Genomic DNA, 13,185 nt, shown 5'->3' on the forward strand with positions numbered 1-13,185 from the left:
GAAGAAGACCGGGATTGTCAGTCGGTCAGGTGCAGGCGCGCGCGGACGGCGTGCCCGGCGGCGTCGATGGCCGAGAGGATGACGAAGCCCGGGCCCGGCGCAGGCAGGGCGGCGGTTCGGTGTCTGAGGCCGGTGGCGAGGGGGCGGCCATCGGCCAGCAGGGTGAAGGGAGGCGTGCCGCCCTCGATCTTGACCGTCAGGGGCGCGCCGTCGAGCGCGAGATCGGCGCCGTCGGGCGGGAAGGCTAGGCGCAGCATGTCGGCGCCGGGCCTCTCGCCCGGCCGGGCGAAGTGGCGGAGCGGTGCGGGCAGGGCGCTGTTTGCAGCGATCAGCGTGCCGGGCGGGGGCGGCGGCAGCGCCTTAGGCGGCCCGAGCCGGGCAAAGGCGTCGAACAGGAGCGGTGCCGCACGGTCGGCGCCGAAGGCGCCCGGCACCGGGGTGCCGTCGGGGCGGCCGATCCAGACCGCCACCACATGGCGCCCGTCGAAGCCCACCGCCCAGGCATCGCGATGGCCGTAGGAGGTGCCGGTCTTGAATGCGATCCGGCCCTGGGGGGCGCTGGCGGGGGCGGGCACCCCGCGCAGGATGTCGCCGACCTGCCAGGCGGCTTCGGGGGTCAGGACCGGCGGGCCATCTGTTGCGGGCACAGCCCCCATGCGCCAGTGCAGAGGCACCGGGCGCCCGCCCTCGGCCAGCGCGGCATAGAGCCGGGCGAGATCTTCGAGCGTGAGGCCGAGCCCGCCCAGCGCGATGGCGAGCCCGGGTGCACCGTCCGGCAGGGCGGGCCTTGCGCCCGCGCGTTTCAGCCGGGCCAGCAGCCGGGCCGGGCCGAGTGCCTCGGTCAGGGCCACGGCGGGAATGTTGAGCGAGGCCTGAAGTGCCGCACGGACCGGCAGGGTGCCGCGGTAGCGGCCGTCGAAATTCGACGGGCGGTAGCTGCCGAAGGCGGTCGGGCGGTCCTCGATCAGGGTTTCGGGATGGGCCAGCCCCTCGGCAAAGGCCAGGCCGTAGACCAGCGGTTTCAGGGTCGATCCGGGCGAGCGCGGCGCCAGCGCCATGTCGACGAAGCCGTCGCGGGCGGTGTCGGTGTAATCGGGGCTGCCGATCTCGGCCAGGATCTCGCCGCTGCGGTGATCGGCGACGATCAGGGCCGCCGAGAGCCGGGCACCCATCGGGCGGACGGTGTCGCGGACAAGCGTTTCCAGCCGCGCCTGCAGGCCCGCATCGAGGGTCAGGCGATGGAGGCGCGCCCCCGGCTCGGCGGCGCGGGCGCGGTCGGCCAGATGGGGCGCAAGCTCTGGGAAGGGGCGGCGGGTTACAGGAACCGGGCTTCGGGCGGCGCGGGCGGCGGTCTCGGCGTCCAGAACGCCCGCTTCTGCCATCCGCGAAAGCACCCGGTCGCGGGCGCTCCGGGCGGCGTCGGCCGCGCGGTCGGGGCGGCGGGTCTCGGGCGATTGCGGCAGCGCGACCAGAAGCGCCGCCTCGGCCGGGCTCAGGCGTGCGGGCGGTTTGCCGAACCAGGCGAGGCTGCCCGCCGCGATGCCTTCGAGATTGCCGCCGAAGGGGGCGCGGGCGAGGTAAAGCGCGAGGATGCCGTCCTTGCCGATCCGCCGCTCCAGCGCCAGCGCCACCCGCATCTGCCGGAACTTGCCCGCCCAGCGCCCGGTGCCGCTGTCTTCCAGAAGCCGCGCGGTCTGCATCGACAGGGTCGAGCCGCCCGAGACGATCCGGCCATGGGTCAGCGCCTGGCCCGCCGCGCGCGCGAGTGCCAGCGCGTCGATGCCGGGATGGGAGCGGAACCGGCGGTCCTCATAGGCGACGAGCATCCTGACATAGAGCGGGTCGACTTGGTCGGGACTGGCCGCGAGCCGCCAGCGCCCGTCCTCGACCGTATAGGCGCGCATAAGCCTGCCCTTCCGGTCGAGCACCTCGACCGAGGTCTCGGCGGTCAGCGGCGGCAGCATCGTCGCGTCGATCCAGGCGTCGGTTGCATCGCGTGCGGCGGCGCCGAGAAACAGCACCGCCGCCAGCGCGGGCAGGAGTGCCCTCATGGCGTGACGCTGGCACGACCCGCATCACTCCAGGCGCGGCGGTCGGGGCGATACATGTCCTCGACGCTGGCCGCAGGGGCGCGATAGCGGCCGGGGGCGGTCGCGCGCAGGATATAGGCCAGCCGGACCGCGTCGGTCGACCCCCAGTCGAGCGCGGCAAGGAAGCGGTCCTGCCGTGCCTCGCTGTGGCGCACCTCGGCGGTGGTGCCAAGCCAGTCGAGTGCCCGGATGTCGCCCGCCCGAAGCAGGTTCGGATTGTCGATCTCGAAGCCCGCCGGGATCGGGTCGGCGATCATCAGCCTCGCCCGGTCGGAGGAGAAGGGCGTGACCTCCAGCACCGTCACGATCCGGGTGCCCTGCGCCACGGCATCGAGCGTGACCGGATCGCCCTCTAGCGTATAGTGCTGCCGCGAGATGTCATAGCCGTTGCCGCCTGCGGGCTCGGGCACCTCGGGCACGCCGAAGCTGGTGACGGTCAGCGTCTCGGGGCGGCCGCTTTCATTGCCCAGCACCACCGGGCCGTCGCCCTGCCTCAGCGGCCGGACCAGAGGCCCCGTCAGGGGCGCGCCGTTCAGGGTGAAGCCCTCGGCGCCGGGACGGTCGATCAGTTCATGGGTGGCCAGCAGCATCCAGCTCGCTTCCTGGGTCGAGAGCGGCCGGTCGGTCGCTGCCAGATAGCCGGTCAGCGCATCGCGGTCGACGGCGCTGCTGCCCGCCGCGAGGGCCAGCGTCAGAAGCCCCGCCGCGTCGCGCAGATCGGTGCCGTAATCGGCGCGCCAGACCGGGGGCTCGTCCCGGCCCATCCGCCCGGCCATCATCCGGGCGGCGCGGGCGAACATCAGATCGGCCCGCGTCGGATCGCCATAGGCGGCCAGCGCCGCGCCAAGCTGCCCGGCGGCCAGAGGTGTCGCGAAGGCTTCTGCCCTCGTATCGGCATAGTAGCGCAGATCGGCCATCGCCGCCTTGCCCTCGCGGGCCAGAACCATCAGCGCATAGGCGATATCCTCGCCGCCATGGTCGAAATCGGACGCGTAACTGACCCGGTTCTGCAGGTTGTCGAGCGCCATTCCGAAGGCCCGGTCCGGCACCGCGACACCCTGCGCGCGGGCGCGTGACAGGAAATCGGTGACATAGGCGTCGAGCCAGAAATCGCCCGCACCCGGGGCCCAGAGCCCGAACCCGCCCGAGGGCGACTGGTTCGCCAGCACCTCGGTCACGGCCTTGTCCAGCCGGTCGGCCAGAGGCTCGCCGCTGCCAAGCCCCAGCACCTCGGCCAGCTGGTCGAGGTAAAGCAGCGGCAGTGCCTTCGACGTCACCTGCTCGGTGCAGCCATAGGGATAGCGGTCGAGGCCGGCCAGCAGCCCCGCCGCATCGAGCCGCGCGATCGGGCCAAGCGCCAGAGTCGCGCGCCCGGTGCCGGGCAGCATGCCGGCGAAAAGCGCGTCATCGGCGGTGAAGCTCTGCCCGTCGGCAAGGGTGAAGCGCGATTTCCGCACGATCTCGGGATCGGTGACCTCGACCGGCAGGGTCAGGATCCGGTTCAGCACCTTGCCATCGGGCGTGCTCAGCGCGACCTTTACATGCTGCAGCCCCGGCGTGCCCGCGGCGATCGGGATCGAGAGCGCGGTCTTGCCGCCCTCGGCCAGTTCGACCGCCTCGGGGATCGCGGCCGGATCGAGGGTGACACCCTCTCCGGTGACACTCAGCGGCATGCGGCCGGCCGGGCCCTCGGCATGGACCAGCTCCAGCAGCAGGCGGCTTTCATCGCCGGGCGCGAGGAAACGCGGCAGGCTGGCCGTCACCACCACCGGATCGCGGATCAGGATATCGGCCTCGGCCTGGCCGACCCCGGTCGGCGACCAGGCGACCGCCATCAGCCGGAGCGTGCCGTTGAAGGCGGGGATGTCGAGGCGGGCATGGGCGACACCGTCTTCGTCCACCGTCACCGGCCCCGAGAACAGCGCGACCAGTTCCTCGGTCGGGGGCGGCGCCTGACGGCGCATCCCGGCCGTGCCGTCGCCGCCCGAGCGCACCGTGCCCATGGCGCCGTTCAGCCCGTCGATGAGCCGCCCGTAGACGTCGCGCAGCCCCATCCCGAGCTTTCGCTGCCCGAAATAGTGATTGTCCGGGTCGGGGCTGGCAAAGCCCGTGACATTCAGGATGCCCAGATCGACGGCCGCGATGGTGGCATATGCGGTTTCGCCCGGGGCGATGCCCTCGACCTTCAGCGCGATGTCGAGCGGCTGGCGCGGTTCGGCCTTGGCCGGGACCTCGAAGGCGGCCGCCAGACGGTGCGGGCCGGGGTCGACCGCGGCATGGGCCAGCCCCAGCGCCCGGGTCGGGTTATGGCCCGCAGGCAGGTCCATCGGCCGGATCAGGGTCGCGGCGACATAGGCCCCCGACCCCCAGTCGTCGGTCACGGGCAGCCGGACGACGTTCTCGCCCTCGGTCAGCTCGACCGGCACCATGTCTATCAGCCGGTTCGACATCACCGTCACCAGCCCCTTGCCCGGCTGGCGCGGCACGATCCTCAGCGTCGCGGTCTCGCCGGGGCGATAGGCGGGCTTGTCCAGGGACAGCTCCAGCATGTCGGGCGTGGTGCTGGCATCGGCGGGCGCGTACCAGCCGGCATCGAAGGCCACCGCGGCCTCGGCCCAGGCGCCCTCGCGGCGCTCGGCCACCAGCTCGTAGCGCCCCCAGCGCACCGGCACCGCGACCGAGGCGCGGCCGTCCTCGGGCCGGGTCTCGCCTTCGGAGATGCGCTCGCGGGTGGTGATCGGCTCCCACCGCCAGTCGCCATCGACGCGGTACCACTGATAGCGGGTCTCGACCCGGTTCAGCGCCCAGTGGAGCGGCGTGTTCTCGGGACGGCCGTCGGCGCCGAGCGCGATCAGATCGAACCCGGCCTCGGCGCCCTCGGGCAGGTCGCCCTCGAAGCGCGGCCTGATCCCGACCATCGGACCCGAAGGCGCGACGGGGCGGGTGAGGCTGCGCTCGACCGGGCGGCCCGATCCTTCGGAGAGGCGCAGGGTGATCCGGGCCTCGACCGGCTTGCCCTCGGTCCTGAGGGTCGGCAGGGACAGCCCGATCCGGGCATGGCCCGCCGCATCGGTACGGCCGGTGTCTTCGATCGCGGCCATCGCGGGCGCGACCGAGGCGTCGTAGCGGCCGAAGACGAAGCCCGGATATGCGGGCAGAGCGGAGACGGCGGCCAGTTGCACCTCGCCCTCGATGGGCAGATCGGCGCCGGGTGCCCCGAACAGATAGCGCGCCTCGACCGACAGCAGAGGCGGGGCGGCCGGGTCGATGGGCGCCTCGGGCAGGCCGAGCTCGAAATCGATCCGTTCGGGCAGGAAATCTTCGACCAGGATCTTGGACGAGGCCAGCGCGGGCGCCTCGGGATCGGCATAGAGATCGAGTTTCCAGGTGCCGCGCGGTGCGGTCCCGGCGATGTCCAGATCGAAGACATGGCCCCCCGCGATGCCGCCCTGCGACAGCTGGCGGGCATGTTCCAGTCCGTCGGGGCGCGACAGGATCGCGGTCAGCGGCAGATCGGCGATGGCATAGGCCCGGTCGTCGCGGGCCAGTGCGGTCGCATGAACGGTCTCGCCGGTGCGGTAGGCGCCGCGATCGGTGGTCAGGAAGACATCGATGGGCGGCGCGGGCTCGCGGCCCTCGACGCCCCGGTCCGAGAGGTCGAATTCGGCATCGGTCAGCGACAGGAAGGCGATATCGGCGTCATCGTCCCCGGCGGTCAGCATGGCGGGTGCGGCGCCCGCGCGTCCGCGCGTGAGCCCCGGTTCGAACCGCGCATAGCCTTTCGCGTCTGTGGTGGCCCTGCCCAGCACCTCATTGGCGCGGGACAGCAGCGAGACCTCGACCCCGGCCTTCGGCTCGGCACTGCCGAGGCTGCGCACGAAGACATGCAGCCCGTCGGTGCCGCTCATGCTGGCAAGGCCCAGATCGGACAGCACGAACCACTGGGTTGCGGCGGGCATCTCATAGGGATCCTCGCCCGGGATCGCGGCGCTCAGCGCGTAGACCCCGGCGGGCTGGCCCGCCAGCGCGGCATCGAGCGGCAGCCGGGTGGTCACGTCGCGGTTCAGATCGCTTCCGACCTCGGCGCGGCCCGACCAGACCTTTTCGGCCAGATCGGTCGAGACGGTGTCTTCCTGCCAGGGCGAGATCGCCTGGCCGAAATAGCCGTCCTGAACGGCGCGCAGCAGGTTGCGATCCGACATCCGGTAAAGTGTCAGATCGAGACTGCCGGAATTGACGGTGACGACGGGCAGAGCGGCGTCGCCCGTCTTCGGCAGGACATAGGCGCGGCCCGGGAACCGGACCGAAGGGCTGCGGTCGCGGACATACTGGGTCAGCGTCACAGGCTTTGCCAGCGTCTCGCCGCTTGCGGCGGGCAGACCGGCGCGGAAGGTCAGCCGGTAGCGTTCGCCATGCTTCACCCCCTCGACGCAAAGCCGGCGGTCCTCGGCGGTGACGGCCAGTCCCGGGTCGGGCAGTTGCACGAAGGGGGCGTAGTCGATCCGGGCCTTGACAAGATCCTCGGAGAACTCGGCGCAGATCCGGGGCCGGGCGGCATCGCTTTCGACCACGGTATCGGTGATCCGGAAGCCGTATTTGCCGATGGCCTCGTCGAGGCGGGCCTGCCGCTCGTCCCGCGGCGCGAGCGCCTCGGCCAGCCGCAGCGCCGGGATCATGTCGCGTCCGCGCCCCAGATCCTCGAGCGCACCGGCCATCACGTCCAGAGCCCGCGCGCGGAGCGCCGGGACGCTGCCGCGCAGATAGGCGTTGACCGATGCCGAAAGGGCGTCCTGGCGGACCCGGCGCCGGGCGGAGCGGTCCTCGGGCGAGAGCGCGGCCGTGGCGGCGGCATAATCCGTCCAGGCGGCGGCATCGTCGCGCAGCGCGACCGCGGCGCCCAGCAGCCGGCGCGCCTCGCCCGGGCGGTTCGCGGCACGGGCAGAAGCTGCCGCGCGGCGCAGCTCGTCCAGCGTGGCGCCGTCGACGGGATGGTCCTGCGGCAGTTTTTCGGCCTGACGGCGGGCCTCGGCCAGATCGCCGCTCTGCAAGAAGCTCAACTCGGCGGCACGGGCCGGGGCGGCAGCGAGGGTCGCCGGGTCGGTCGCCACGATCCGCGCCGAGACCGCGCCCGCATAGGGGGTGGGCTGACCGGTCCGGGCCTTGGGAAAGCAGGCATCCGAGCGGGCATTGAAGGTGAAGGCCGCGCAGCGCGCATCGCTCAGGCAGGCCCGAAGGCAGGCGGGCAGATCGGTGTCGAGCAGTGTCCTGAGATCGCTGCCCGGGAAATCCATGTCGCGCCAGAGCACCGCGCGCCGGTCGGGCAGCGGATTGTCGGAGGACGGGGCCGAGGATTGCGCCGCGGCGCCGGTCGCGAGGCTCGCAAATGCGCTGAGGGCAAGCGCCAGAAGGGCAGCAGAACGGGCCATCGCGGCCTCCCGATCAGTCTGAAATCGTCCGGATGCTGACACGTCGCGCGCGTAATTTGCAAGGATTCCCATCCGCGTTAATCGGCTGTTCATGCCGGCGCGGCCAATACCTGAGAAACGGGACCAGGAGGTCCGGCATGGATCTTCACGACAAGCTGGCCAGGGAGCGGCGCGCCCGTCTGGCGGCAGAGCGTCTGCTGGAACAGAAAAGCCGCGAGCTGTTCGACGCGAACCGCAGGCTCGCGCTGCGCGCCGATGCGCTGACCGAAGAGGTCGCCCAGACCCGCCAGGCCGCCGACGAGCTGCGCGGGCGCACGCATGAGGTGATGAATGAGCTGGCCGAGGTCTCGAAGGATTTCACCGTCGCCAGGCAACGGCTCTGGGATTCGCTCGAAACCGTCAAGGACGGCTTTTCGCTGTTCGGGCCCGACGATCGGCTGGTGATCGGCAACAGTGCCTTCTTCGGTCTGTTCGAGGGGCTCGAGGCGGTCAGTCCCGGTATCCGCTATGACGAGATCATCCGGCTGGCGGTCGCGGAGGGGCTTTTCGACATCGGCGATGAACGGCCGCAGGACTATGTCGAAAGCCTGTTGTCGCGCTGGCATCTCGATCCGGTGCCGCCGCGCGTGGTCCGGCTCTGGACCGGCGAATATCTCAAGCTGACCGACCGCCGCACGCCCTCGGGCGACATGGTCTGCCTTGCGATCAACATCACCGACATGATGCGGATGTGGGCCGCGGTCGAGGCGATCCCCGACGCCTTCGTGCTCTATGATGCCGAGGATCGTCTGGTGATGTGCAACGACCGCTACCGCGAGTTCTATGCCGAAAGCGCCCCGGCCATGGTGCCGGGCGCGCGGTTCGAGGACATCCTGCGCCACGGGCTGGCGCATGGCCAGTACACAGATGCGGTGGGCCGCGAGGAAGAGTGGCTGGCCGAACGCCTGGCCAAGCACCGGGAGGCCAAGGCGCCGGTCGAGCAGCGCCTTGCCGACGGGCGCTGGCTGCGCATCCTGGAACAGCGCACGCCCGATGGCGGTATCGTCGGGCTCCGGGTCGACATCTCGGAACAGAAGCGTCAGCAGGAGGCGCTCGAACATGCCCGTGTCGCCGCCGAGGCCGCGAACCGCGCCAAGTCGGCCTTCCTGGCCAATATGAGCCACGAGCTGCGCACGCCGATGAACGGGGTCGTCGGCATGGCCGAGCTTCTGTGCGAGACCGAGATGTCGGAGGACCAGCGGCTTTACGCCCATACCATCCGCGAATCGGGCGAGGCGCTGCTGGGGCTTCTCAACGATGTGCTCGACTATTCGAAGATCGAGGCCGACAAGCTCACGCTGCATCCCGCCCCCTTCGATCTGGAGCGGATCATCCATGAGGTGGCCACGCTGTTGCAGGCGCCGGCGCGGGACAAGCGGCTCGACATGCTGATCGATTACGACATCTTCCTGCCGACCCGCTTCGTCGGCGACGGGGCGCGGGTGCGTCAGGTCCTGACCAATCTCGTCGGCAATGCGGTCAAGTTCACCGAAGCGGGCCATGTGCTGGTGCGGGTCGTCGGTTTCGAGGATGCGCCGGGCAGCTACCAGGTCCATCTGATCGTCGAGGATACCGGGATCGGCATCGCGCCCGAGCTGCAGGAGCATATCTTCGGCGAGTTCAACCAGGTCGACGACCAGGAGAATCGCCAGTTCGAGGGGACGGGGCTGGGGCTGGCCATCACCCAGCGGCTGATCGGGATGATGGGGGGCGAGATCTGGCTGGTGTCGGGCAAGGGCACGGGCGCCTGTTTCGGCATCCGTCTGACGCTGCCGGTCTGCGAGGGGGCCGACGAGCTTCCGGCCGCGCCCGCGACCTGCGCCCGGCGGGTGCTGGTCGTCGACGATCAGGAAGTCAACCGGACCATTCTCGAACGTCAGCTTGGCCAGCTCGGGCTGGAGGTCGTCAGCCATGTCTGCGGCGAGCTGGCGCTGCAGGAGACAGGGCGCTTCGATCTCGTGCTCACCGATCACCGCATGCCCGGCATGGACGGCATGTCCCTGGCCCGGGCCCTGCGCGATCGCGGCTATGGCGGCCCGATCCTGATGCTGTCCTCGAACCCGACCCGGATGCGGGCGAGCGACGATCCGGTCGCCTGCGGGGTCGATCTCGTGCTGCAAAAGCCGCTTCTGCGTCGGGCGCTCTACGAGGCGGTGGCACAACTCGCGCCGCCTGCGGCCGGGAAACCGGTCCGCCTGCCGATCCCGCCGGCCCCGCTCGCGGCGCCGGTTGCCCATGGCGCGACCCCGATGCGGGTTCTGGCGGCAGAGGATAACCGCACCAACCGGCTGGTCCTTGAAAAGATGCTGGACGGGCTCGCGCTCGACATCCGCTTCGTGAAGGACGGCCACGAAGCGGTGGCGGCCTTCGCCGAAGCCCGGCCCGACCTGATCCTGATGGATATCTCGATGCCCGGCTGCGACGGCAAGGAGGCGACCCGCCGGATCCGCGCGCTTGAGGCCGGATCGGACGCCGCCCCGGTGCCGGTGGTGGCGCTGACCGCGCATGCGCTGATCGGCGATGTCGATGCCATCCTCGAGGCCGGGCTGAACGGTTGCCTGACCAAGCCGCTGCGCAAGTCCGAGATCGTCGAGACGCTCGAGGCCTACCGCCCCGAGGGTTGCCTGCCGATCCGGGGGCAGGCCGCGGGTTGAGCGTGCCCGGCGTTCAGTCCGCGTCGCCGTCGCGCAGGAAGACCAGGGTGCTGTCGTCCGAGACCTCGGGTCGGAACCGGTAGCCGCCCGTGTCGAACTCCTTCAGCGCCTCGGGGTCGGTCAGGCCGCGTTCGACGATGAAACGCGCCATCGCGCCACGTGCCTTCTTGGCGTAGAAGCTCACGATCTTCGGGCCCGAGGGCCGTTCCTCGAAGAAGACCGGGGTCACGACCTTCGGTTTCAGCGCGGCCCGGTCGGCGGCGGTGAAATATTCCTTGCTGGCGCAGTTGACCAGAACATCCGTGCCTGCCGCCTCTGCCGCCCGGTTCAGCGCCTCGGCGACGCGGTCGCCCCAGAAATCGTAAAGGCAGGCGCCCTTCTCGGTCGCCAGCCGGCTGCCCATTTCCAGCCGGTGTGGCTGGATCGTATCGAGCGGGCGCAAGAGCCCGTAAAGCCCCGACAGGATGCGCAGATGGCTTTGGGCAAAGCGCAGCGCATCGGCATCGAGAGAGGCGGCATCGAGCCCGGCATAGGTGTCGCCGTCGAAAAGATGGACGGCCGGTTTCACCGCCTCGGGGGCGGGGTCGGCCTGAAACCCCGCGAAGCGGGCGGCATTGAGGCTGGCGAGACTGTCGCTGATATGCATCAGCCGTTTCAGTTCATCGGGCGAAAGCTGCGCCGCGACCCCGGCCAGATGGGTGGCCTCGGCCTGAAATTCGGGCCGTGTCGTCCCGGCCAGCTCGGGGCCGGGTTTTTCGTCAAGCCGTTTGGCGGGCGAAATCACCACAAGCATCGGATACCTCCTGCAGGTTCGGGCGAGTGATAGCAGCCCTGCGGCCGGGGTAAAGGCCCGGGCAGGCGCCTCAGCCCTCGGCCAGCACGTCGAGGAAGGCCGCGCCGAAGCGGTCGGCCCGGCGCTCGCCCAGAAGCCGGGTCAGCGTGCCCATGTCCGAGGGCCGGATCTCGGCCAGCTTGGCGACCTGCGAGGCGGTGCAGCTCAGCGGCTTTTCGCAGCCATCCTCGCCCCGTGCCAGCCGCGACTGGGTTTCCATCAGCCGGTCGTAAAGATCGCCGGCCCCGCCCCCCGCCAGCTTGCGCCGAGCGGGATGGGGCAGCTCGGCCTCGGTGCCGGTGATGACCGCCAGGAACTCGGCGCCATGGCGTTCGAGCTTGGTGGCGCCGACGCCCGAGATCCGCGCCATGGCGTCAAGGGTCTCGGGCCGGGTCTCGGCCATCTCGATCAGGGTGCGGTCGGTGAAGATGATATAGGCGGGCACGCCCGCGGCCTCGGCCAGTGCCCGGCGCTTGGCCTTCAGCGCCGACAGGAGCGGCGCATCCTCTTCGCTGACCAGCATCTTGACGGCGGGCCGCGCGGCGGCGGCCGCGGCGATGGTGTCGCGGCGCAGCTCGATCGTCGCCTCGCCCTTCAGGATCGGGCGCGCGGCCTCCATCATCCGAAGCGCGCCGTGGCGCTCGGGATCGGGGCGGACCAGATCGCGGCCCATCATCTGACGGAACACCGCCTGCCAGCCGCGCTTGTCGAATTCGCGCCCGACGCCGAAGGTCGGCAGCTTGTCATGGCCGCGCTCGCGGATCTTGGCGGTGTCTGCCCCGGTGAGAATGTCGACCAGATGGCCGGTGCCGAAATACTCGCCCGTGCGCAGCATCGCGGACAGTGCCTTGCGCACCGCCTCGGTGGCGTCGAACCGCTCGGGCGGGTTGTCGCAGAGATCGCAATACCCGCAGGGCGCGGCCTCTTCGCCGAAATAGCCCAAAAGCGTCTGGCGCCGGCAGTCCATCGCCTCGGCCAGCCCCAGAAGCGCGTTCAGCCTTGCATGATCGGCGGCCCGGCGTTCGGGCGGGGCAGCGCTTTCGTCGATCTGGCTGCGGCGCAGGCGAATATCCTCGGGGCCGTAAAGGGTCAGCGTCTCGGCCGGCGCCCCGTCGCGGCCCGCGCGGCCGATCTCCTGGTAATAGGCCTCGATGGATTTCGGCAGGTCGGCATGGGCGACCCAGCGGATATCGGGCTTGTCGATGCCCATGCCGAAGGCGACGGTCGCGACCACGATCAGCCCGTCCTCGGTCTGGAACCGCGCCTCGACCGCGCGGCGGTCCTGGGCCTCCATCCCGCCGTGATAGGCACAGGCGCTGTGGCCGGCCTGTTCGAGGGCCCTGGCGAGGCTTTCGGTCTTGGCGCGGGTGCCGCAATAGACGATGCCCGACTGGCCCTTGCGGGCGGCGGCATAGGCCAGGATCTGGCGGCGGGGCTGGTCCTTCGGACTGAAGGCGAGCCGGATATTCGGGCGGTCGAACCCCCTCAGGAAGGTCTCGGGCGCCTCGCCGTCGAACAGCCGGGTGACGATCTCGGCCCGGGTCTCGGCATCGGCGGTGGCGGTGAAGGCCGCCAGCGGCACGTTCAGCGCCCGGCGCAGCTCGCCGATGCGCAGGTAGTCGGGGCGGAAATCATGGCCCCACTGGCTGACGCAATGGGCCTCGTCGACCGCGATCAGCCCGACGCCGATCCGGCGCAGCATGGCCGCGGTGCCGCCCGAGGCCAGCCGTTCGGGCGCCATGTAGAGAAGCTTCAGCCGCCCGGCCTCGAGCGCCTCGAACACCGCGCGGGTTTCCTCGTCGGTATTGCCCGAGGTCAGCGCGCCTGCGGGCACGCCCGCCTCGGTCAGTCCGCGCACCTGGTCGCGCATCAGCGCGATCAGCGGAGAGATCACCACGGTCACGCCGTCGCGCAGCAAGGCGGGCAGCTGGAAGCACAGCGACTTGCCGCCGCCGGTGGGCATGATGGCAAGGGTGTTGCGGCCCGAGGCCACGGCCTCGACGATGTCCTGCTGACCGGGACGGAACGCGTCGAAGCCGAAGATCGACTGCAAAAGGGCGTGGGTACGGTCCATGGGCTCCATGGCCTTCCTGAAGGGCGGCTCGGCGGCACGGACCATCCCACAGCGGCTGTGCGGGAACAAC

The 13,185-nt window shown here is 70.8% G+C and carries 5 protein-coding genes; 1 reads left to right on the forward strand and 4 read right to left on the reverse strand.

The window, feature by feature from the left end; translation table 11 throughout:
• Window positions 1–17 precede the first annotated feature (17 nt).
• Together pbpC and ACK8CO_RS10250 are read right to left on the reverse strand one after the other, a co-directional pair.
• Window positions 18–2,051 carry a penicillin-binding protein 1C gene (gene pbpC / locus ACK8CO_RS10245; RefSeq protein WP_414896559.1) on the reverse strand — a complete coding sequence of 678 codons (2,034 nt, stop codon included), beginning with the start codon at window positions 2,049–2,051 and terminating at the stop codon, window positions 18–20.
• The gene (locus ACK8CO_RS10250; RefSeq protein ID WP_414896560.1) at window positions 2,048–7,516 is read right to left on the reverse strand and encodes an alpha-2-macroglobulin family protein; all 5,469 of its coding nucleotides are present in this window, start codon (window positions 7,514–7,516) and stop codon (window positions 2,048–2,050) included. The genes pbpC and ACK8CO_RS10250 overlap by 4 nt, the downstream gene beginning before the upstream one ends.
• A 137-nt stretch (window positions 7,517–7,653) precedes the next feature.
• Between ACK8CO_RS10250 and ACK8CO_RS10255 the strand changes: the two genes are divergently transcribed.
• Window positions 7,654–10,209 (forward strand): response regulator, encoded by a 2,556-nt coding sequence (locus ACK8CO_RS10255; protein ID WP_080617763.1) that lies wholly within the window; start codon window positions 7,654–7,656, stop codon window positions 10,207–10,209.
• Between the two features lie 13 nt (window positions 10,210–10,222).
• On the opposite strand, the gene yaaA is transcribed toward ACK8CO_RS10255, so the two are convergent.
• A complete protein-coding gene (gene yaaA / locus ACK8CO_RS10260) occupies window positions 10,223–11,002 on the reverse strand; it encodes a peroxide stress protein YaaA (protein ID WP_080617762.1) in 780 nt (259 codons plus the stop codon).
• Between the two features lie 70 nt (window positions 11,003–11,072).
• Window positions 11,073–13,115, reverse strand: coding sequence for a DNA helicase RecQ (recQ, locus tag ACK8CO_RS10265; RefSeq protein WP_080618099.1), 2,043 nt, complete (start codon window positions 13,113–13,115; stop codon window positions 11,073–11,075).
• Window positions 13,116–13,185: the final 70 nt, after the last annotated feature.

The organism is Rhodovulum sp. HP10 (assembly GCF_047553435.1).
GTDB lineage: Bacteria > Pseudomonadota > Alphaproteobacteria > Rhodobacterales > Rhodobacteraceae > Rhodovulum.

Coding starts and splice junctions, on each gene's coding strand:
- recQ (WP_080618099.1), bottom strand. CDS start 13,115: ATGGACCGTACCCACGCCCTTTTGCAGTCGATCTTCGGCTTCGACGCG.
- ACK8CO_RS10255 (WP_080617763.1), top strand. CDS start 7,654: ATGGATCTTCACGACAAGCTGGCCAGGGAGCGGCGCGCCCGTCTGGCG.
- pbpC (WP_414896559.1), bottom strand. CDS start 2,051: ATGAGGGCACTCCTGCCCGCGCTGGCGGCGGTGCTGTTTCTCGGCGCC.
- yaaA (WP_080617762.1), bottom strand. CDS start 11,002: ATGCTTGTGGTGATTTCGCCCGCCAAACGGCTTGACGAAAAACCCGGC.
- ACK8CO_RS10250 (WP_414896560.1), bottom strand. CDS start 7,516: ATGGCCCGTTCTGCTGCCCTTCTGGCGCTTGCCCTCAGCGCATTTGCG.